Raw genomic sequence first — 22,896 nt, 5'->3', positions numbered from 1 at the left:
TTCTCTATTGTTTTTTGGTTAGTTGTTGAATTGCATTCTTTTTTTTGGCCAACAAGCTTTCTGAATCCGGATATTTTTTCAGCAAAAGATCATATAGTTCAATGGTTTCCTGAAACTGGTTGTTCTTTTCATAAAATGAAGCCATTTGAGACACGGCATAATCCCTTTGTTCTATCAATTCTTTGATAAATACATCTTTATCCATGGAATTCAATAAGGTTTCAAAATGATAAAAATCATCAGCCCGCATGGCACTGCGAACAATGGTAAAGCGTGACCATAGGGAGAGGTCAGGCTCAAATCCATAGCGCTTGGCCCTTTCCTGAGCATGATTCAAAGCATACGCCATACCTCCCGCATTGATGAATTTTCTCAGGTTGTTCGTTTCAAACTCCTGATAATATTTAAAATAGTCCCTAAGCCCATGATACAAGGTGGGATACCCCGTGGAGCGGTGTTCTTCCAGTTCAAACTCAAAATATTTCCAGTCAAGCCCATCAATGGGGTTCGATGTCAGTTTTCTGTTCAATTTTTCGGTACTGTGCCTCACATCATACTCATCGGGGCTTACCGCAAAATAAAGCTGGGTTTCCATATTGGTAGAGATGTCCAAATCATCAATGGCATCAAAAATGGGGAATGGACTGGCAACCAAATAGGCATTAAAAAGTGTAGGTTGTTCCATCATCATATGAAAAACAAAGCTTCCGCCATATTCCCAACCAAAAAGCAGGTTTTCTCCCTTGGTTCTGAAGTTTTCGTTCACATAGGACATCAATTCATCTTCCAAAAAGCCCTTAAAGTTTTCCTTTCCCTCCCCAAGATGCCTAAACCTGTTGGGATAGCTGTTGTTAATCCCCACAATAATAAATTCGGGTGCCAGTTTAAATTGTTGGAACGATTGGCTGAGGCTGACTACGTGTAAAAAGAAACGTTGGCCATCCAACACGTAAACCACAGGGTATGTTTTATCTGAATTTTGATAGCTTGGAGGCAGATATATCTGAACTCCCCGCTCTTCATTCAATATTTTAGAGGAAAGATGGTGGTTGGTGCCGACTACATTCGGAATACCCTCCGATTGAGCTTGTACACCAAAAAACATCAAAACTATCGCAATGGTCGCCGCTATTACTTTCATTTTCATAGTAGAAGATTATACCATGGTTTTGTTACAATAAGTCGCTTTCTCAAAATCCCTGATATTTATCGAAATAATAGGAACTTCGGGTAACATGCCTTTGAGTTCCGAAACAATTTGTTTTGATAAATTAGCCTTTTGTTCGGTAGTCCGCCCTTCCATAATATTTGCAAAAATGTGGATAAAGTCATCCTTTGCATTCCCGACCATATATTGTTCAAAAGGATTGATCCGCACCTTAATATCCAGCGGGTCGAACAATCCTGTAGATTCTGCGGTTTTATAAACCAATTGCATTATGGATTCCGGTGATTGCGATCTAATGACCGTGTTGGAACAGTCCAATACAAAATGTGGCATGTGTTATTTTATTTTGTTATTTACTAATTCAACTTCTTCTAAAAGGACATCCAATTGGTCTCTATCCAACCATTTACCTTTCAATATGACCCCTTCAATAGTTTTGGTGTTTTTAATATCTTTCAATGGGTTTTTGTTCAACAGGACCATATTGGCATTTTTACCTTCGGAAATAGTGCCTTCCATGGCCATCGATCCCAAATATCTGGCAGGTGTCATTGTGCTGGCCTTAAGTATTTCGTAGGGAGATAGACCTGCTTCGTGAAGAAATTGAAATTCTTCGTGCAAGGAAAATCCGGGTACCACAAATCCAAAAGTATCGCTTCCGGTCATCATGGGAACATCTTCCTTTGCCAACATTTTGGTGAATTTCATCATCCATTTAAAGTAACCTTCCAGCAATGGCAATGCATCCTTTCCGTTAATTACCTTTCCCTTTAAATTTTGTCGATAGGGGTTTTCTTCCGATGACCAATACCCATAATCTCCTTTCAACATATATGTTGCGGCTTCTTTTTCTTTAAGTTTCTCAAAGAAATTATCATCCAAACACTTTACGATCATATCAAAAACCACCAAAGTCGGTGCAATGGTAATTCCGCTGTTTTTAATTTGTTGCACGGCCTTTTTCAGGAACAGACTATCTTTTCTATACTCATCACTGAACAAATACACAAACTCCTCTACGTGTTCAATGGATTTCATCCGAAGGGAATATTCCAGATCCATCTCGCGCTGTGCATGCCCCATCACTGGTATTTTGTATGCTGCCGCTTGCTCCAAAACTTCAAAATAGATATCCTTGGGAAGGTTATCCGCAATTTTTATAAAATCATAACCCTTTTTGTGGTGCTGTTTTATGAACCTTTCCACATCTGCACTGGTTTTTAAATCCCCCGATTGGAGGTAGGGACCGGCCGTGTAGTAATTGGGACCCATCAATAGGTTGCTGTTTATGCTATCCCGTATCGCAACATGGTCCTGCCAATCGTACTCCGCCATGTTTCGTACTGTGGTAACCCCATTGGCCAGTAACAATTTGAAGTCACGGGCTATTCCTCCCTCTTTGTTACGCCAATGATAATGCATTTCACTTAATCCCGGAATCAGGTATTTGCCGGAACCGTCAATTATTTTGGCCGATTTGCGAACCAAAGTATCGGTTGAAGGGGCTACTTTCAGGATTTTCCCATTCGCAATTGCTACTGTTTGATTTTCCCATACTACTTCTTGGTGCATTGGGATAACATTTACATTTTGAATGATGATGGTATCGTTTTGACCATACCCAATGGTATAACAAAGAATGTATACCAAACATTTGATGATTGTTGTTCTCATGATATTAATTGATTGATGATGAATTGATTTTTTTGAACCATAGGTTTTTTACCCTCCCCGTGGATATATAGAGACCGATTATTTCTCCTTTTTGATTACGTGACATTTTATTGGTTTCCAAAGGCCAAGAACTTTTGAACACATCAAGGCCAACCACTTCCATTATACGTTCACCATGTCTGGCATCGGAACATTTTAAGGTATCACCCTCTAGGTAAAATGTATAATGAGTGTCAATTTCAGGGCTATAAAATGTACCTGTGTAATCCGTTACATCCGATGATGGACTTGGTTGATTTTCTTTCTTCTCCCCTGCATGGGAGTTAGAAAATGGATTGTTCTTTTTTCTGGTTTTCGAAAATAAAATTCCAGCAATGTCGTCTGCCCTTTCCCCAAATGGCGCATTCGAAAAATTGGTCAACACAACAATGCTCAATTCTTCCTCTGGATAGATACAAAGGAAGGCACGATATCCTCCCACCACACCGGCATGCTGTATCCGTTTTTTTCCGAACATTTCATCTATGTAAATGCCAAAGGCATAATTGATAACATCGCCATTATTTAAACCGCCCAATGTTTGAAGCATTTTAAACGCTCCCTTCCATTTTTTCGAGGGATTATAAAAATTATTGGACCATTTCAACAGGTCCTCCACGGTGGAATACATATTCCCTGCCCCCGTATATGCCCAATACCCTTGGGCCATTTCAAACACCCTATCATGACTATGATAGTAAGATGTGGCCCTATTGGGGACAATACGCTGATAATTGTCCTCCACATAGGTGTTATGCATCTGTAAAGGCTCAAAAAGATTGTTTTGCATCCAAACGTTGAAATCCTCTCCCGTTACTTTTTCAATGATTTCGGCCAACACAACATATCCCGTGTTGGAATACATAAATTGCTCACCGGGTTCAAAATTTAAGTCTGCTTGCTTTTGAAGCAATCGTAAAACATCTTCGTTAGTCCTGTAATCATCACCCCGCCAACCGGCAAGCGCCATCAAATCGTGAAAATCCCTTAAACCGCTCGTATGTTGTAACAAATGCTTTATGGTGATGGATTTATCAAAAATCTGAAACTCTGGGAAGTACTTTTGAACAGGGTCATCTATGGACAATAATCCTCGTTTCTCAAGAAGTACAATGCCCATTGCCGTAAATTGTTTGGATATGGACCCAATATTGAACAAAGTAGCCTCGGTATTGGGAACATTATATTCCAAGCTAGCGTTTCCAAAGGAATTCAAATAAATAACTTCATCTGATTGCATAACCCCCACCACTCCACCAGGATGATTTTCCAAATCCCAATCCATGAACAAAGAATCAACCTGATTCTTGAACCTATTGGATAGTTGGCCAAAACTCACCATCGGGCAAACCAACATCGCCCAAATAATCAGGTTTTGAATCCTTGACAATCCAGTGCCAAAACATTTATTGTTTACGTTCCTCATAATTGAACAAAACTATTTTGTGGAATAATGCTTTCCATTGACTTTGGTTAAGAAAGTGCTTGAACATCATTAACCAGCATTCAAAATTAGCCCTACCCCCCTTCTCGTTTCTTAAGCTACCTTAAGATTTCCCATAAAGCTTCCCGCTAGTTTTGTGACATCAAAAAGTGAAGTCATGAACCAGTATATCAACATTTTATTGGCTTTTATAGGAGGAGTGTTCCTGGCCATGCAAGGGGGATTGAACGCACAACTTGGTGTTCAGCTCAAAAACCCACTGTTGGCTTCGCTGACCGCATTCTTTTTTAGTATGCTGTTTGCATTGTTGGCCGTTGCCTTGAGTGTCAAAGACTTTCCGAAAGCATCACATCTGCTGAGCATTCCCAAATATTTATGGTTCACAGGGGCGTTTTTCAGTGTTGTCGGTATTGGACTTTACTACTATACCATTCCCAAACTGGGCATATCTACCATGATCTCCTTGGGACTTTTTGGACAATTGATCTTTTCTGCGGTAGCAGGACATTATGGATGGTTTGGATTGCCGCAGGAACCTATGGTTATTAAAAAAGTATTCGGATTGCTGGCCATGGCCATCGGCATCCTAATGATCAATAAAAACTAAAGAAAGAACGATTATAACATAATTTAAAAAGAAAAAACAATGGATTTATTGGAAAACTTGAAATGGCGCTATGCCACTAAAAAATTTGATGCATCGAAGACAATCAAAGAAGATGATTTGGAGCAATTGAAAGAGGCTGTACAACTATCGGCATCATCTTACGGGCTGCAACTGTACAAAGTGTTGATCATTCAAAATAAAGAATTGAAAAGTCAGCTCAGGGAAGCGGCATGGAACCAAGCCCAGTTGACCGATGCCTCCCATATTTTCGTGTTCTGCAACTACACGGAAAGAAAGAATGAACACATAGATGAATATATTCAGGCTACCGCAAAAACCCAAGATACCCCATCGGAAAAACTAGAGGGATATGGTAATCTGATCAAACAGAGCTTATCGGCAAAATCGGAGGCGGCATGGCAAAGCTGGTCGGAAAAGCAAACCTACTTGGCCCTTTCCAATCTGTTGACCGCATGTGCTGAGCTTAAAATTGATTCTTGCCCAATGGAAGGGTTTGAGCAAGAAAAATTCAACAAAATCCTTGGGCTTGATGAAAAAGGGCTAAATGCTGCAGTAATCGCTCCGGTCGGGTATCGCTCAACGGAAGACCACACCCAATTCAGAAGCAAGGTTCGCAAACCCAAAGAAATCCTCTTCGAGGAAATTTAATAATCGGTCCATCATTAACTGCTACCCAAAAAAGAGGCATTGTTGAGAAAGGCTTTTATAAGTCTGATATCACCATGCACGCTTCTGGAGGGATTATTTCAACCATGAATGATATGTCCAAATGGTTAGCTGCCAACATTAATCAGGATCATGTGTTATTGAACAATGATTCGTGGGAGGATCTCCATACCTCAACAGCAACACAGGACAAAAAATATTACACCTATCACCGGTCTGGCTATAGCTTGGGATGGGACATTGCCGAATACCGGAACAATATGATTTTGACACGTTTTGGAGGATTGGCAGGGATAAGTTTCCATATTTCATTCATGCCCGATAAAAAACTTGGTGTCATTGCTTTTTCCAATGATAACAGAGCATATCTGTTGCCACATTTGATGGCAAATTATGCCTACAACTTAATCAATGAGCAGCCAGCAGACAGTATTTTCAAGAGTGAAGAAACTTTGTTCAATCAAAGCTTTGAAAGAGAGAATGAGGTCCAATACCCTGCCGATTCAGAAATGCTGATGGTCAATATGGATAACGACAACATCATTGGCACATATCAAAATTCAAAAAAATGGCCCACCATCAAAATTTACAAAGAAGGTGACCACTACATTTTTAATTGGGGGATATTAAAGGGTAAAGTATTCCGAAACGATGAGGATGGTTACAGTAGCAACCTCGGGGTTTTATCCAGAGACTTTAAAGTAAGTAACGGTACACTTATTACAGGTTCGTTGATTTACAAGAAATGAAATAGGCCTACTAAAGCTACACTTCAGAATTATCGTTAAGAAACAATACATTCAATAAAAGAATAATTTATTATTGTTTTACAATAATTTATTATATGTTTGCAGAAATATTTAAGTTATTTCAATAATGAAAAAAACAAAAATAATATCTAAGATATTATATGCCTTAACCAGAAGTCTTGCTTGGATCTACTTGGTAATTGGGCTTTACGGGATTTTTGCTTGGATTACCAAAACCAATATCAAAACCGCGGGTACCACAACGATCATCAATTATCCTTTTACCGATGTTTCTTTTCTAATATTGGACAACAATCTTTCGTATTTTCTATTTGCGTTTTTGATTCCCGTTTTATCCTATACGCTGTTTTTTTGGCTGCTTTCCAACGTATTTAGCGTCTTTTATCAGAATAAGCTTTTTACCCAACCCAATATTAAGCATTTAAAGCGATTCTATTTGGCCAACATCATTTTGCCCATGGTTCTTGTTGCCTTTTCATCATTCTTTATTGAAATTGAAAAAGGAATATTCATTATAATAGCGTTACACCTTGTTTTGGGAATCTTCATATTCATCATTTCAGAAATTTTCAATCAAGGGCTGTCATTACAGAACGAACAAGACCTATACATTTAAGCTATGCCAATAATTATAAATATTGATGTAATGCTTGCCAAGCGAAAAATAAAAAGCAAGGATCTTGCAGAAGAAATTGGCATTACCCCAGCTAATTTGTCCATACTCAAAAATGGCAAGGCGAAAGGTGTCAGGTTCGAAACCCTTGAGGCCATTTGTAAGGCCTTGGACTGTAAACCGGGAGATATCATTGACTATGTAGCATAGTTCCTTCAACATATTTAAACCATGAATACATTAAAAATTGATAATGTATCCCTTGTGTACAGCAATGGGTACAAGGCGCTTACTGCCTTAAATCTAGAGATTAACAATGGAATATTTGGGCTATTGGGACCCAATGGTGCCGGTAAATCCTCCCTTATGAAAACCATTGTTGGATTACAAAAACCAACGGAAGGAAGCATTAGTTTCAATGGTGTTGACATCGTTAAAAATCCGCTTGAGATTCAAAAACGCTTGGGCTTTTTGCCCCAATACTTTGGTGTTTACCCCAAAGTGTCCGCTTACAATCTCTTGGAACATCTGGCTAAGTTGAAAGGGGTACAGAACAAGGAACAACGTCATGATCAGATCATGAATTTATTGGAAAAAGTGAATTTGACCGATGTTAGGAACAAAGAGGTACATACGTTTTCCGGTGGCATGAAACAGCGTTTTGGGGTGGCACAGGCTTTGTTGGGAGCGCCCAAGATTGTAATTGTGGACGAACCCACCGCCGGATTGGATCCTGAAGAACGAAACCGCTTCAATACATTGCTCAGTGCTATTAGCGAGGACATTATCATTATTCTATCCACCCATTTGGTAGAAGATGTGAGAAACCTTTGCTCACAGATGGCCATTATTAAAAAAGGACAGGTGATTTCGCAAGGGTCCCCGAGAGCTTATGTACATCAGCTATCTGGTAAATTATGGAGCAAAGCGGTTACTCAAAAGGAGCTGGAGAAAGTGGAATCCGATTATCAGGTCATAAACAAGCGATTGGTTGAACGGGTAATGAACGTTACCGTTTTTGCCGACGACCGGCCTGCTGGTTTTACGCCCACAGATCCAAGTTTGGAACATGCCTATTTTGCCCACTTAAACACTACTGCACTGTGAGAACAATTTTCTTAAACGATATACAGATCTTAGCTAAGCAAAAAGCGACATACATTGCCTTACTGGTTTTTGTAGGTATCGGGTTCATGATCGGGTTTAAGTTCAATATTTCGGTTGGCGATGAACTTGCGGCAAACGCCCCATATTCGGTAGGGTTTATGATCGGGCTATTGAGCCTTATCATCATTTTAATTGCCACTGTTCTGGCCTTTCCTTTATTGTTCAAAGAACAAGATGCCAATTATGGTCTGATCGTTTTCTCCACCCCTATCAAGAAGAAAGCATTTGCTCTCGCGCGTTTCTGTTCGTTTTACCTATTTACTCTTTTTGGTTTTTTCATCTTGGTTACCGGTTATGCTGTCGGGCTTCATTTGGCTGCAGATACCCAGATGAACCCAGGCTTTGATCTCTGGAATTTTCTTTATCCGTTTTTGATATTCGGAGCTGTGAATACATTGGTGGTGTGCAGCATCCTGTTTTTTGTTGCGCAAAGATTTAAAAATAAATTATTAGTAGCTATTTCGGGGGTATTGCTCTATGTACTGTACATGATCGCCCTGATGTTTTCCAATGCCCCTTTTATGGCTCAAGCGTTACCACAATCCGTATGGGTGCAACGTGTTTCCGCTTTAGCTGATTTATTTGGGCTATCCGGATACTTTTTTGAAGCCAAAGACCTTAATGTCCTTCAACGGAACAATCAAGTTGTACCCCTTTCCAACCTACTGTTCATCAACAGGTTGGCTTTTATACTTTTCTCCTTTGGCATGGTATATTTTGGGATGCGCTCCTTTTCATTCCTACCTCGATTTAAAAGGAAATCAAAAAAGCAGCTAAGCAGCTTAAAAAGAAGCTATCCGCCACAGCCTTACTCCACGGTGGCAAATGTATTTAGCAATACATCAAAATGGCAAGCAATACTATCGTTCATAAAGGTTGATTCAATCTATTTATTCAAAAGCATTGCTTTTGTATCCATATCCATATTGCTGCTGTTTTATGTAGGTGTAGAAATGTTCGATGATATCAACAAAGGAATCCGTTTACCACAACTCTATGCCAGTTCTGGTCTTTTAGCACAAACCATTAACGGCACTTTTTATGCTTTGGGAGGTTTGGTCTTGGTTTATTTTGTGAACGATATCTTTTGGAGAAGCAAGGCCAGCGGTTTTTCCTTAATTGAGAAAACAACCTACTATGCCATTGAAAAGCGTATCGGACATATGGGAAGCATTGTGCTCTTGATATTTTCCCTCACGGCAATAATGCTGATGGAAGCTATTGTTTTTCAGTTGGTTTTCCGTTTCACGGTTTTTGATTGGGAAGCCTATTTTGGGGTATTCGTTTTTAATACGCTTCCCTTGTTGCTCTTTGCCCTTTTCTTACTTTTTATAAATACCGTTAGCAAGAACAAATCCATGGCATTGGGTGTTTCAATAGTATGTTTTTTGCTTCTCGCCACCCCCATTGCCAAAAGCATCATAACTAATTCGTTGTTTCGGTTTTTCTCTGGATATCGAGGAACTTACAGCGACTTTTTAGGCTATGGTGCTTACCTATATCCCTTCCTTTGGCGATTGGCCTTTGGTTTTTCATTGATAGGGACTGTATTCATGCTCTACAACTTCATAAAGCTTCCTTCCAAAAGATTCTTTAAAGTTATTGGTATTGCCATTTTTACATTCCTTGCAGTTGTCAGTGCCTTACGGTACTTAGAAAATCATGTTCCAAAAAAAGGAAAAGAGGAATTGGTTAAAGAGCAGGTATCCTATGAAAAAAAGTATAGGAAATATCAAAACATACAACAACCGACAATCAAAAAAGTAAATACTCAAATTGATCTATATCCGGATGAACATTCCTATACCATTAAAGGTGAATATATCCTAAAAAACACGCACCTCAAACCAATCGATTCCATTTTGATAGATGTTCCCGAGGAAATGGAGATTATATCCCTTGTTTATGAATATGGAAATGAAAAAATAAAAATTGAAGATCACGTATCGGAGTTGATCCTTAATCGGCCTGTTCAATCAAAAGATTCCGCAAAACTGATTTTTAAAACCTCCTATAAATGGCAAGCCATAAATGGCCACAATCCTTTTAATTCCGTTGTTGAGGATGGATCATTTATGCGCATCAGCCGATACTTTCCACAATTTGGATATGATGAAGGAAAGGAACTCACTGAGGTAGCATTAAGAGAAACACATGGTTTAGGTAAATCTACTAAATGGCAAAAGCTGGAAGCACCTAAGGAAAAAAGGGATGATGCCATTGATCTTACCATGCAAATTTCCACCAATGAAGATCAAATAGCGGTAGGTATCGGAGAATTGAAAAAACAGTGGCAGGTTGATGATAGAAATTATTATGAATACAACGCCAAATCCATTCCGTTCCGTTTTGCACTTTCTTCTGGAGCCTATCAAATAAAAAGTGTTAAGCATAACAACATCAACATAAGCGTATATCATCATCCATTGCATAAGAACAATGTTGAACACCTTATCAAAAACACCAAGCTTACCTTGGACTACTGTACCGAAAATTTTGGCCCTTACCCCTTTACGTCCATCAGGTACTCTGAGGTATCTTCATTTACACAAGGCTTTGCGGGAACTGCTTATCCCGGAACCATTTTTATGACGGAGAACATGACCTTCAATGCCAACCTCGATGCAGGAGACAATCAGGACGTAGTCAACGAACTTGCGGGACATGAAGTTGCCCATTTTTGGTGGGGCACCAATCAAATTGCACCTGACTATCGAGAGGGCTATTCTATGCTGACAGAAAGTTTGGCCATGTATACAGAAATGATGGTCTACAAAAAAATGTATGGGAAGAAAAAAATGATGGAACGTCTGGCCATCCATCAACAAATTTATGACGCTGAAAAAGGGTTACACGAAAAAAAATCCCTACTTAGAGTGGCTCCGGGTGAAACCTATTTAGCCTACTCAAAAGGCGCTATGGTATTTGTTGAGTTGAGTGAATTAATTGGAGAAAACCAATTGAACAGTGCCCTGAAATCTTTCTTTCAAAAAAACAGGTATCCAAAGGCAAGACCTATAACTTTAGACCTATTAGAGGAGATACTTGAAGTAAGTGATACATCCCATCATACTAAAGTCAAATCACTATTCGAGTAAAAAAAATGATTCCGATTCTATCCGAACCTAATCACTGAATCCTAATTTTGACGGGGGGTATGTAGATATTAGATAAAAACAGGACACCCCATTGTACATCTTTATACTAGGTTTAATTTGGGCATAAAAAAAACCAGAAAATATTAATTTTCTGGTTCTTAATTATTTACAATCCCATTTGATATCAAATGAACTTTTTTTTAGTCGGGGTGGTAGACTTAGCCACACACTTATAACACTTTGTTAATCATTAATTTATGACAATTTCAAAAATCATGCACACCTGATTGCACAACAAAATCAAAAAAAGAGCTTTTGAAATAAGATTTGCCCTCATTTCATGATATAAAATTATAGAAAGAATCAATAGGAATTAACTATCCTCCCAAAAAACTGCTGAGCCTTAACATCGGCATCAAAACAATTTCAATCTCGACTCCAATAGATTTAGATATTTCTCTTTCATTTCATCCGAAAGAAAAGAAACTGCTATCAACTCCTTCCATTTTGGAGTTGCCTGATACATGTCCCCAAGAATCACTTCAATTATTCTATCATTCAATTGTAATCGCTCTTTCGCATAATAACCAATAAAATCCGATGCTATGAAATTGCTTTTTTTTCCTTTTAAGGTCAATGCGATTTCTTCTTCTGGATTTTTAATGGAAATTGTGGAATTCAATAGATCATAGGCTGGTGCCAAGGTGGTTTTTCCGTTTTTTGTAATCAAGGAAAAGTTTTTTAAATGCATATCCTCATTTCCAGTTACATAACAGAAAATTATCCTTTTAAAAAAATCAGCCTTTTCAACAACGGGAAATGAACAAAACTCATCAACAACGGGAACCACTCTTTCCATGGTAAAGCGGTATTTGGTATCCCTCGTATTTCCCGTTAATTGTGCAAAATCCTCCACAGCGTATTTCTTTCCCTTGCCATAACGATCGAAACGTTTTATAAAATACGAGAGACTGCCATCCTTGGCATATACCATCCCATGAAATGGAACATTCAAGCCATAGGCTTTAGCCATGCGCATGGTCAGGTCCTCATTTTCGGGCAACTGGGGAAATAAATCATTTTGCGGTTTTATGATGTAGGTTCCGAATTGATCTACAATTTTAAATTCCTGGTCAACCACGGAAACAGTTGCACTTAATTTAGGTTGTACCCCTTGGATGGATAGTTTCTTGGCCCTATTTGCTGATTCCCGTCTCAATTCGGCTGCTGAATAGGGTAAATCCTTCAGATCGGTTAATTTGGGTGCAATCATTTTTAGTCCTCTCCCACTGTATTTCGCCGTACCGCACAGTTCGTATGTGATTGGGCACCTATTCATCCTCCATTGGTTTTACGGTTATTGCACCAACCAGATCAGCACCTGTCGCCATTAATTGTGAGAAATAATCCTTTTGATCAATTTTTACAATCCTCAATAGCCCCTGCAACATTACACCCTCAGGCAACAAACCTTCAAAAAAGGGGGGGAATGATTTAAAACTGTATTTTTTCTGGCTTACTGGCATGGTCAATGAGATAGAATCTCCATCATAATCTTCATCATAATCAAAATGATATTCATTTGGAGAAACTTCGGTAAGTACTCCTGCTCTTTTGCCATGGGTATATACAACTGCCTTTCTCATCATTGTTCAGTTGTCAATGGACTTGTAAATTCCACTTTTATATTTAAAACCTCGAGCACTGCTAAAAGATTGTTCCAACGAACAGTCTCTTTATCTTTTTCAATATCAAAAACGGTGGTTTTCCCAACTCCAGCCAAATTGGCCAATTCAAGCTGTGTAAGCCCTGCCTTCTTACGATGGTCCTTTACCATAGAACCTAAACTAAAATTATTCATTTTTACCGTTTTAGCAGTAAATATAGGTTATTTACTATTACAGGGAGCATAAAAAAATGTAAAAAACCCAATTTTACCGCCATAACAGTAAAATATATGATTTACACTTGAAAAATTGAATGATAATCAAAAAGGCGTATTGAATTACCGTTATAACGATAAAATTATGAATCTGAACTGGACCGGTCCAAAGTTAGGTCATGGTTTCAACTTTTGAATTTGGTGCTCTTTCCTTCTTTTGAGCATCGTTCTTTTCTTTATCAATTTACGGTTTTCCAATATCTTTTTGCCATACCCATAATATATAGAGGCAGGCGTCAGGTTGTCCAATGATTCGTGGTATCTCCTGTTGTTGTAATAGTCCACGAACTCCTCCAATCTTTCTTTGAGTTCCCCCGACAGATAGTAGTTGTCCAGTTTGATGATGTTCTTCATCGAACGGCGGTAACGCTCTATCTTACAAAAAACGGGCATAATATACCACCCAAAACGGAAAAAAGTAAGTATAGTTAAATTACAAATAAGTCATTGATTCACATTCATTTACAGCAGAATAAAAAGTGGCTCAAACTTTCCGTTTTTAGTGGTTCTCGTTATCCGTCCTATCCACTATTACAAATACTCAATGGTTATCGTTTTAAAGAGGACATAATAAGGCATTGTATTAGTTAACACTTTACACGATAATACAGATACCAGATGTCTAGTTGTTGGGAGAACACTACAATTAATCTAAATATGTTAAAGTTCGATAAATGATTATGGACGTGAGATAATTAAAGCAATGCTATATTAACTACTTCGTATTAGCAAGCCTTCAGATACACAACAGGACAATACTTCAGTTTAATGATATTCCGCTACTGGCTTTGCTTTATTTTTTTAACCCATATAAAAAGGATAATGAACAATACAATTAAAATGGCAGGGAATATGGTCATATTTTGCATAGTGGCCTGACCTGCAACCAACTCCAGTTCATCACCAGTAATTCCTTTTGCTTTTGCTATTGACCTGTTCGAATCAATCCAAGCACCTATAATCGGCTGAAAGAATGAACCAGCGACCATCCCTACCGAACCAATAACCGACAAACCTATGGCACCACTTTTCGGGATTTTTTCAGCCACAAACCCTAGCATATTAGGCCAAAAGTATGCGATTCCAAAAGCGTAAATGATAGCTGCTACATAGGCCATGCCACCTGTTTGGGTACTGAATAAAAATATACCGAGAAGCGTTAAAATACTAGCAGCCAAGAAGACACCGGTTTGGTCCAACTTTTTAACAACAGCTCCTCCAAAGTACCTGACAACTGCCATTAGTCCTGTTACCAAAGCTAAAATCAGCATAGGTTCAGCGCCACTTCTTGCAAGTATCAATCCGACCCATTGTTGAGGTCCAAATTCTGAAGCCGCGGTTAGAGACATACATATCAACATAAAAATGAACAATGGGGTTCCCATTGCTTTAAAATTATATGACAATGAAGCCTCTTCTTTTGTCTTTGCCTCTGGCCAAGGTTTTCCATAAAATAAATAAGCATAGATAAGGGTAGGAACCAACAATATCCATATTTGAGATTGCCATCCGAACCCGCCGTCGGTCATAAATTTCGAAATCAATGCTCCAATCACAATACCACCCGGGAACCACATATGAAAACGATTCATCATTTTAATTATCGTATTTCCTTTATATGAATCCGCAATCATAGGGTTACAAGCTGCTTCTGTACATCCATTTCCGAAGCCGATCAATAAGGTAGAAATCAGTAATCCGGCATAACTTCCAGAATAAATTGTCATAATAATTCCAATGGTATGCGCAAAAAAGGCAAATTGCATAATCAATTTACCACCAATTTTATTGTACACCAGCCCACCAATTATCATGGAAATGGGAAAACCTAAGAACCACATGGAATTGATATACCCCAATTCCTCACCAGAAAGGTTCAACTCCTCACCCAATTGAGGCAGAATACCCGCTCTTATACTAAAGGAAAAAGCATTGGTTATTACTGCAAAACAACTTGCGTAAAATAATATAAGTCTTGTATTTTTTGATTCAATATTTGGTGCTCCCATGCATTTTAAATTTATTATCGATTAATTTTAATTGTCGGTTTGTCTGTACAAGAGCAAACACTGGAAATTTCGGTTATTTACGTATGCCCTTATTATGTAACGGTCGCTCATATACAAGTTTCCATTGTTCTGTTCTTAAATGGTATTTGAGTTTTGAAAAAAACAATTCCATATACCCTAGATTTTTCTATCTCAGTTTATTTTCTATTTCCTTTACCACTTTCAAAGTTTTTAACATAGAATCCGGGGTAACTGAAATGGTATCTATCCCTTCCTCAATAAGGAACTTTGAGAAATCTGGAAAGTCCGAAGGTCCTTGGCCACATATACCCACTTTGGTCTTGTGCTTCTTGGCAGCAGCTATCAATAACTTTATCATATCCTTTACCGCAGGGTTGCGTTCATCGTACAAATGCGCTACCAAACTGGAGTCACGGTCAAGGCCCAAAACCAATTGGGTAAGATCATTGGAACCAATGGAAAACCCATCGATCATCGGAGCAAATTGATTTGCCAATATCACGTTGGACGGCAATTCTGCCATTAAATAAATTTCCAGACCTCTTTCTCCTCGTTTGAGACCATTTTCTTCCATGATCTCCAACACCTTGATCAATTCCTGGGGAGTCCTGCAAAAGGGGATCATAACGGTAATATTTTCCAATCCAAAATCATCCCTTACCATTTTGAGGGCCTTGCATTCCAGTACAAAGGCCTCTTTAAAGGTTTCGGAATAATATCTTGAGGCCCCACGCCACCCGATCATCGGGTTTTCTTCCTTGGGCTCAAAATAATTTCCTCCCAACAGGTTGAAATACTCATTGGTCTTAAAATCGGATAATCTTGTAATTACCCGATTTGGATAAAACGCTGCGCCTATTTTTGCTATTCCCTGCGCCAATTTGTTTATAAAAAAGGCTTCCTCCGATTCGTAACCCTTCATTAGTTCTTCTATCGATGCGGAAAGTGAAGGGTCGTTGAGCCCTTTGTGCTTTAACAGTGCCAAAGGGTGGACTTTTATATAGTTGTTGATGATAAATTCCTCCCTGGCCAGACCTACGCCCCCATTGGGTATTTTCCTGTATTGGAAGGCCAACTCTGGTGACCCGATGTTCATCAGGACAGGGGTTTTGGTCTTGGGAAATTCGGAATACGCGGTTTCGTGGAGTTTATAGTTTATCTTTCCTTTGTACACTTTTCCAACATTGCCTTCCGCACACGATACTGTAATGTTCTGTCCGTTCTTCAGCAAGCTTGTTGCATTCGAAGCGCCCACAATGGCGGGGACACCAATTTCACGCGCCACAATTGCCGCGTGGCAGGTCCTTCCACCTTTTTCCGTGATTATGGCCGAGGCCTTTTTCATCAATGGTTCCCAATCGGGATCTGTCATTTCGGTGACCAGAACATTGCCCTCCTTGAAATCCGTTTCGTCCGAACTGCCATCCCGTCCATCCAAAGTAAAGATTCGATGTACCTTTCCCGTTCCAATTTTATCTCCTACAGCGACTCCTTCTAGAATTAGTTTATCCTTTAACTGGTCCTCTTCCTCAATTTCATATTCCTTTATACTGTCAGACTGTTCTTGTGAATGAATGGTCTCTGGCCTTGCCTGTACTATAAAAAGTTCGTTGGTGAGACCGTCCACGGCCCATTCGATGTCCATAGGACACCATGAACCCCTGCGTGAACTATAGTGTTCTTCAATTTTTTGGACCCATTGCGCCAGTTGCATGATCTGGGCATCCTTTAAACAAAAGGTGTCTTGGATACTTTGTTCCACGGGGACCTGCCGAACCGTTTCAAATGGTTTGTTTCCATAGATCATTTTATGTGTCTTCCTGCCGAGCTTTTTGTCAATAATGGCATTAAAGCCTTTTTTCATGGTTGGCTTGAACACAATGAATTCATCCGGGGATATTTCGCCCCCTACCACAAGTTCACCCAATCCATAGGCCCCATTGATCAGGATCACATCTTTAAAACCGCTCTCCGTGTCCAATGAAAAAGCAACGCCCGAAGCCCCCAGATCAGAACGTACCATTTTTTGGACGCAGACCGACAATTTGATCACAAAGTGATCAAAGCCCCGGGACGACCTATAGGAAATGGCCCGGTCCGTATACAGTGACGCAAAACAACTTCTTATTGCCGTCAGCAGCATTTCCCCTCCACGGATATTCAAGTAAGTGGATTGTTGTCCTGCAAAAGAAGCATCCGGTAAATCTTCAGCGGTTGCGGAGGAACGTACAGCAATATCCGTGGCTTCTTGATCATAATCTGCGGATAAAACGTAATAAGACTCCAAAATCGATTTTTCAACGGAAACCGGGAATTTACCATTGGAAATCAATTTCCGGATATTGGACCCCGCTTTCCTGAGCTGGATGATATCAGAGGTGTCCAGCCCTTCCAAAGCGTTATTTATTTTTTCCTTTAAATTGTTTTCTGCAATAAAAGCATCATAGGCATCCACTGTTACCGCGAAACCATCGGGAACCCTAATATTTTGGGCCGTTAGCTTCTGGATCATTTCACCAAGGGAGGCGTTCTTCCCCCCAACTCGTGGTAGATCATCCATCCCAATCTCACTCAATCTTTGGATATACTTTTTATTGTTTTTCATAGCACTCAATACGTATTAGGTTGTTTACGAAATCGTTATAGTTATTTGTTTGGTATTGGTCGTTTTTTTTAAAATTGTCCTTTACATCACTTCTGGAATCAGGTCGATCCACAACTTCCTCGTACGGCATATAATGGACAGTCCTGAAATTTTCAATATTATTTTATCAAATGGTTGGGAAAATCCCCTATGTTTTCGCAGCAGATCTGTTCCATTACTTGTTGCAGCTCCATTTTCAACAGTGAAATGGTGTGGTCGCCCCCTTTGGCTCCAAGCGCCGCCACACCATACATAAAAGATCTGCCCAAAAAAGTAAACTCGGCTCCTGACGCCATTGTCCTGGCTATATCCGGACCTGACCGTATACCACTGTCCATCATCACCTTTATTTGATTACCATATTCCTTGGCTATCCGAACCAATGGTCTTATGGTCGATTCTCCTGCATCCAATTGTCTCCCTCCATGATTGGACACTATAATCCCATCTAGTCCCAATCGAATAGCTTTCTCCGCATCCGCTTCATTGGACACGCCCTTAAGTACCAATTTTCCCTTCCACATATCTCGGATAGGCTTTATTTTTTCCTCGTTTAACCTACCGGAAAAAGTTTGGTCCATAAATTTCCCCAATTGTTTGAGGTCAAGCCCTTTTGGCATATAAGGCTTTAGGGTCTCAAAATTTGGTTGTCCATGTACCAACGTCTTTAGGGCCCATTCCGGCCTACCCAATATCTGCAAGATGTTCTTTACCGACATTTTGGGAGGCATGGCTAAACCATTACGAATATCCCTTGGTCGAAACCCGAATGTTGGCACGTCGCATAGAATGACCAACACAGGACAGTCTGCAGCCGCTGCCCTATTGATAATGTCATCCCTCAAGTTGTCTTCTGTGGGGTGGTACAGCTGGAACCAGGCCCTGCCCTCGGTCAGTTCACCTATACGTTCAATACTGCTCGTGGTCACGGTACTAAGTATAAAAGGAATGTTGTGCTCGAAGGCGGCCTTGGCCAAAATTTCCGGGGCATTGGGCCACATGAGTCCTTGTAATCCAACGGGGGCGATACCAAAAGGAGCATCATAAACATGACCAAACAATTCGGTCTTCATATCCGACCTGGTATGCTTGCTCAAATAGTAGGGCAAAAGTTCCACTTCCCTGATATCGGAGGTATTCTTGTGCAGGTTCACATCTTCATTACATCCACCATCCAGGTATTCAAAGGCGAAATTTGGAATTTTTTTCTTTGCTCTTTCCCTTAGGTCGTAAACCGAAGGGTACTTTTTATTTATACTTAAATCCACCTTTTTGTTTTTAGTGATACTTTTTGGCAAGCTGTTTTGAAGTTCCCAAACCTTCGATTCCCAATTCCACGACGTCACCGGGCTTCAGATATCGTGGTGGGTTAAAGCCCAGTCCAACTCCGGCCGGGGTTCCGGTTGAAATAATATCACCGGGCAATAGTGTCATGTATTGACTGATATATCTCACTACCTCTTGTACATTGAATATAAAATCCGATGTATTGCTGTTCTGAAGGGTCTCACCGTTAAGTTTTAGCCATAGGTCTAGATTATTGGGGTCTTTTACTTCATCGGCAGTAGCGATAAAAGGCCCAATGGGTGCAAACGTATCACAGCCTTTTCCCTTGCACCATTGTCCTTGCTTTTCTATTTGGAAAGCCCGCTCGCTATAGTCGTTGTGCAACACATACCCGGCCACGTGATCCATGGCATCGGCTTCTTCCACATAACTTGCTTTCTTACCTATGACAACGCCCAGCTCTACTTCCCAATCGGTTTTTTCGCTCCCTTTGGGTATTATTAGGTCATCATTGGGGCCTACTATGGCAGAAGTTGCCTTAAAGAACAAAACGGGCTCCTTAGGCACTTCCATTCCACTTTCAGAAGCGTGTTTGGCATAGTTAAGTCCAACACAAACAATTTTGGACGGCCGCACCAGAGGTGCGCCAAGGCGTTCACTTTGTGAAATGATAGGGCTTTCGTCACGATTTCTATCCAACCAGTGTTCCAACCGTCTTATCCCTCCCGTTCCAAAGAAATGCTCGTCATAGTCTTCACCAAATGCTGTAATGTCGATCCTAGTACCATCTTCTAATTGGACTCCGGGTTTCTCTTTCCCTTCTTTTCCAAATCGTATTAATTTCATAATCGGTTAAAGTTTATATTTTCATATTTATAGTTCCGAACGGCAGTCTGTCAACCGTTCAATTTTATAAATCCGCCATCGATTGGAAAATCGGTCCCCGTAATGAAAGAGGCCTCATCCGAACACAGGTAAAGTGCAAGGTCCGCGACCTCTTCGGGTTTTCCCATTCGGCCGATAGGCTGCGTTTTGGACAACTTATCGAACATTTCCTTCTCCTTTCCCGGATAGTTTTTTTGGATAAACCCATCAACAAAGGGAGTATGTATCCTTGCGGGCGAAATGCTGTTGCATCGAATTCCTTGTCCGATATAATCCTTGGCCACAGAATAGGTCATGGTCAATATCGCACCCTTGCTCATGGAATAGGCAAACCTATCCTGGATGCCTACGGTCGAAGCGATAGAGGCCATATTGATGATGACCCCTCCTTTGTCCTTGATTTTTGGAATAAGGGCGTGCATACAATTATATGGGCCTTTTACATTTACGTTATAGATTTTGTCCAGATCTTCCGTGGAAGTGTTTTCAATATTTCCTATGTGGGCGATGCCCGCATTGTTTATAAGTATGGAAATTTTATTTTTTGCAGTAATCCGATCAATAACCTCGATGACCTGGGCCTGATCTACCACATTGCACTGGTAGGCAAATGCGGTGCCCCCGTTCTCTTTGATCGCGGCCACGGTAACATCGGCATTCTCGGTGCTGAGTTCCAGAATGTGAACCGTTGCTCCCTGCTTTGCGAAAGTGGTGGAAATAGCTTTCCCAATTCCACTGCCGCCTCCCGTTATAATCGCATGCTTTCCTTCTAAACTGAATTTTATCACTTTATTATTTTTATTGTTTTTGAAAATTGTAAAACATCGTTAAAACCCATCATCGTCATCTAAAATATCTTCTAGATGCTTATTTACATTTCAATTTCTAGTGCTGTTCGCCCTGTGTACCATTCCTAACCCTTGCCACTTCTCTCTCCTGAACTCCTCCAACATCTTCGTTTAAGTTCATCCGGATATACGTTAATACCTTGGCAATATCCTCATCGTTCAAAAAGTCCATTTTTGGCATCAAGTCGTTATAGGTCTTTCCATTTACCGTTATAGGACCTTCAAGGCCTTCCAATACCGCTTTTATCAATCTGTTTTTATCCCCAGTTACCCAGTCTGACCCTGCTAATGGTGGATAACGGTTCCCGTCCCCTTTACCATCTGCCTTATGGCAAGCAATACAATAAGTATTATAAATTCTCTGGCCCTCATCTGCCAAACGATAGTTAAGATTGTCATTGATTTCATGGGGATTCCTGATATGCGTAAGTGCTTTACGCTCTTCCATCTTGCTTAACTGACTTTCACTAAAATCATCTTTATCACCTTTGTACATGATTCGCCAGATTTTCCCTTTTCGGCTATCACCAATATACAAGGAACCATCAGGTCCCATTGCAATGCCCATCGGCCGATACGCTGAAGGTCCCATGCCATCGTTATACGATTCTCCTATAAATCCATCAGCAAAAATTTCAAAGGATTTTGAAAGTTCTCCATTTACATATGGCACAAAACATACGATAAAACCTCCTGTAGGATAGGGAGCTCGACGACCTCCACCATGAAAAGCAATAAACGCCCCATTTTTATAACGGTCTGGAAATTGATTTCCGGTATAAAAGAAAAGGTCGTTTGGCGCCCAATGTCCAGGAAAACCGATTATAGGATCTACTACATCACTAACTTTTACTTCTAAATCCACATCTCTGTATTCGGGGGACACCACTCTTTTATTTTGTATCTGATCATAGTAGTAATAGGGCCATCCTCCATTGGCTCCTTCCTTGATTTCCAAAAATTCTTCAGCCGGCAACATTGCACTTTCCCATTCTGAATAAAGGGAGGGCCATATTCTATGCATATCATCCCTACCATGTTCCAACACAAACAAACTATTAGTAGCATGATTCCAGTCCATGGCAATTCCGTCTCTAAGTCCAGTGGCATATCTAACTCCATCTTGCTGAGTCTGATTGATTTTATCAGCATCAAACTTCCAAATTCCAGCATGCTTTGCCAGTTCAAGACAGGGATATTGACCCGGGCTAAGAGGAGTTCTATCTTCCTCTTGACAATTATCAGTTAATGACCCGAAATTGACATACATATTTCCATCGTCATCAAAGGCAAGGGTTTTAGCTATATGTGAAGTATAAATTTCATATTTGAGAACAACTTCCCTTTTGCTTTCCGGCACTAATGTACCAGGGGTTATTTTCTGCCTGTAAACAGCGTCTTTGGTACTATAAAAAATGTACCCATTGTAAATCCTCATACTTGTTGGACCATAACCTTCCTCCGCGGGATAATCCCCAAAATAGGCGATTTTATCTCCCTTACCGTCTCTGTTTATATCTCTGATAGCTACATTGCCCGAATCTTGTTTAGCACTTGTAAGCTTAACATAAATATCTCCATTGTCATTCACGGCCAGATGCCGGGCATTGCCAATACTATCTACCACAACCAGAGCTTCAAACCTGTCTGGCAAGAAAAGTCCTCCGTTGTCGATATCGCCTTCTGGCAGGTTTGATATTTGATCACAGCCAGTAAGGAAGACAAGTGTTATGGAAATCCATAATAGTTTGGAGAAATATACTTTTAATGATGACATTTATAATATTTTTATTTTATAGATTATCGTTTCTTGGTAAATATTTTAGTGATTTCTCTTGCCCTTACGCTCCATAAATGTGAAATCATCTATTGTACTTAATTATGGTTTTAGGTAGACAATCATTCCTATATCTATCCTATTTACTTCTCTTTTATCCCTACCCCTTAAGGAGTTTTTAAAAAAATTCTGGAGACAAATTCACAAATAAAGACA

At 39.9% G+C, this 22,896-nt stretch carries 21 protein-coding genes; 7 read left to right on the top strand and 14 right to left on the bottom strand.

The annotated features are described in order from the left end of the window. Positions 1-4 precede the first annotated feature (4 nt). Genes MURRU_RS13410 through MURRU_RS13395 form a run of 4 tightly spaced genes read right to left on the bottom strand, consistent with a single transcriptional unit; the run spans position 5 to position 4,307 of the window. A complete protein-coding gene (locus MURRU_RS13410; RefSeq protein WP_014034015.1) occupies positions 5-1,147 on the bottom strand; it encodes an alpha/beta hydrolase in 1,143 nt (380 codons plus the stop codon). A 9-nt stretch (positions 1,148-1,156) separates the two neighbouring features. Further along, on the bottom strand, positions 1,157-1,501 hold the full coding sequence (locus MURRU_RS13405; protein WP_014034014.1) for a 5-carboxymethyl-2-hydroxymuconate Delta-isomerase: 345 nt from the start codon (positions 1,499-1,501) through the stop codon (positions 1,157-1,159). Between the two features lie 3 nt (positions 1,502-1,504). After that, positions 1,505-2,842: an amidohydrolase family protein gene (locus tag MURRU_RS13400; protein ID WP_014034013.1), complete on the bottom strand. Its 1,338-nt coding sequence runs from the start codon at positions 2,840-2,842 to the stop codon at positions 1,505-1,507. Between the two features lie 4 nt (positions 2,843-2,846). Continuing rightward, positions 2,847-4,307: a serine hydrolase domain-containing protein gene (locus MURRU_RS13395; protein WP_014034012.1), complete on the bottom strand. Its 1,461-nt coding sequence runs from the start codon at positions 4,305-4,307 to the stop codon at positions 2,847-2,849. A gap of 175 nt (positions 4,308-4,482) precedes the next feature. Between MURRU_RS13395 and MURRU_RS13390 the strand changes: the two genes are divergently transcribed. The 7 genes from MURRU_RS13390 (at position 4,483) to MURRU_RS13360 (ending at position 11,267) form a co-directional block, all read left to right on the top strand. Next, positions 4,483-4,932 carry a DMT family transporter gene (locus tag MURRU_RS13390; RefSeq protein WP_014034011.1) on the top strand — a complete coding sequence of 150 codons (450 nt, stop codon included), beginning with the start codon at positions 4,483-4,485 and terminating at the stop codon, positions 4,930-4,932. Between the two features lie 39 nt (positions 4,933-4,971). Then, complete coding sequence (locus MURRU_RS13385; RefSeq protein WP_014034010.1) at positions 4,972-5,601, top strand: NAD(P)H-dependent oxidoreductase; 630 nt, start codon at positions 4,972-4,974, stop codon at positions 5,599-5,601. Beyond that, complete coding sequence (locus MURRU_RS13380) at positions 5,550-6,368, top strand: serine hydrolase (protein ID WP_148261514.1); 819 nt, start codon at positions 5,550-5,552, stop codon at positions 6,366-6,368. Before MURRU_RS13385 ends, MURRU_RS13380 begins: the two co-directional genes overlap by 52 nt. Positions 6,369-6,495: 127 nt before the next feature. Continuing rightward, positions 6,496-7,005, top strand: a complete 510-nt coding sequence (locus MURRU_RS13375; protein ID WP_014034009.1) for a DUF2975 domain-containing protein — start codon at positions 6,496-6,498, stop codon at positions 7,003-7,005. Positions 7,006-7,008: 3 nt separating this feature from the next. Continuing rightward, the gene (locus tag MURRU_RS13370; protein ID WP_014034008.1) at positions 7,009-7,212 is read left to right on the top strand and encodes a helix-turn-helix domain-containing protein; all 204 of its coding nucleotides are present in this window, start codon (positions 7,009-7,011) and stop codon (positions 7,210-7,212) included. Between the two features lie 21 nt (positions 7,213-7,233). After that, a complete protein-coding gene (locus MURRU_RS13365; protein WP_014034007.1) occupies positions 7,234-8,109 on the top strand; it encodes an ABC transporter ATP-binding protein in 876 nt (291 codons plus the stop codon). Then, complete coding sequence (locus MURRU_RS13360) at positions 8,106-11,267, top strand: ABC transporter permease/M1 family aminopeptidase (protein ID WP_014034006.1); 3,162 nt, start codon at positions 8,106-8,108, stop codon at positions 11,265-11,267. Before MURRU_RS13365 ends, MURRU_RS13360 begins: the two co-directional genes overlap by 4 nt. 415 nt (positions 11,268-11,682) lie before the next feature. On the opposite strand, the gene MURRU_RS13355 is transcribed toward MURRU_RS13360, so the two are convergent. The 10 genes from MURRU_RS13355 to MURRU_RS13310 all read right to left on the bottom strand — a co-directional run bounded on the left by MURRU_RS13355 (position 11,683) and on the right by MURRU_RS13310 (position 22,680). Further along, positions 11,683-12,540 carry a HipA domain-containing protein gene (locus MURRU_RS13355; RefSeq protein WP_245545040.1) on the bottom strand — a complete coding sequence of 286 codons (858 nt, stop codon included), beginning with the start codon at positions 12,538-12,540 and terminating at the stop codon, positions 11,683-11,685. Positions 12,541-12,598: 58 nt separating this feature from the next. Next, positions 12,599-12,916: a HipA N-terminal domain-containing protein gene (locus MURRU_RS13350; RefSeq protein ID WP_014034004.1), complete on the bottom strand. Its 318-nt coding sequence runs from the start codon at positions 12,914-12,916 to the stop codon at positions 12,599-12,601. Continuing rightward, complete coding sequence (locus MURRU_RS13345) at positions 12,913-13,128, bottom strand: type II toxin-antitoxin system Y4mF family antitoxin (protein ID WP_014034003.1); 216 nt, start codon at positions 13,126-13,128, stop codon at positions 12,913-12,915. The genes MURRU_RS13350 and MURRU_RS13345 overlap by 4 nt, the downstream gene beginning before the upstream one ends. A gap of 198 nt (positions 13,129-13,326) precedes the next feature. After that, positions 13,327-13,602 (bottom strand): integrase core domain-containing protein, encoded by a 276-nt coding sequence (locus MURRU_RS13340; RefSeq protein WP_083816281.1) that lies wholly within the window; start codon positions 13,600-13,602, stop codon positions 13,327-13,329. Positions 13,603-13,988: 386 nt separating this feature from the next. Continuing rightward, the gene (locus MURRU_RS13335) at positions 13,989-15,218 is read right to left on the bottom strand and encodes an MFS transporter (RefSeq protein WP_014034002.1); all 1,230 of its coding nucleotides are present in this window, start codon (positions 15,216-15,218) and stop codon (positions 13,989-13,991) included. 187 nt (positions 15,219-15,405) lie between these two features. Further along, complete coding sequence (gene ppsA / locus MURRU_RS13330; protein WP_014034001.1) at positions 15,406-17,844, bottom strand: phosphoenolpyruvate synthase; 2,439 nt, start codon at positions 17,842-17,844, stop codon at positions 15,406-15,408. Between the two features lie 158 nt (positions 17,845-18,002). Next, positions 18,003-19,151 (bottom strand): alpha-hydroxy acid oxidase, encoded by a 1,149-nt coding sequence (locus tag MURRU_RS13325; RefSeq protein WP_014033999.1) that lies wholly within the window; start codon positions 19,149-19,151, stop codon positions 18,003-18,005. A gap of 10 nt (positions 19,152-19,161) precedes the next feature. Further along, positions 19,162-20,016, bottom strand: coding sequence for a fumarylacetoacetate hydrolase family protein (locus MURRU_RS13320; RefSeq protein ID WP_014033998.1), 855 nt, complete (start codon positions 20,014-20,016; stop codon positions 19,162-19,164). Between the two features lie 50 nt (positions 20,017-20,066). Next, entirely contained in the window at positions 20,067-20,843 is a 777-nt protein-coding gene (locus MURRU_RS13315; RefSeq protein WP_014033997.1) for an SDR family NAD(P)-dependent oxidoreductase, read from the bottom strand. Positions 20,844-20,940: 97 nt separating this feature from the next. Continuing rightward, on the bottom strand, positions 20,941-22,680 hold the full coding sequence (locus tag MURRU_RS13310) for a PQQ-dependent sugar dehydrogenase (protein ID WP_014033996.1): 1,740 nt from the start codon (positions 22,678-22,680) through the stop codon (positions 20,941-20,943). Between the last annotated feature and the right edge of the window lie 216 nt (positions 22,681-22,896).

Origin of the sequence: Allomuricauda ruestringensis DSM 13258, assembly GCF_000224085.1 — a bacterium.
Taxonomy (GTDB): domain Bacteria; phylum Bacteroidota; class Bacteroidia; order Flavobacteriales; family Flavobacteriaceae; genus Flagellimonas; species Flagellimonas ruestringensis.
This window is presented reverse-complemented; position numbering and strand designations above follow the sequence as displayed.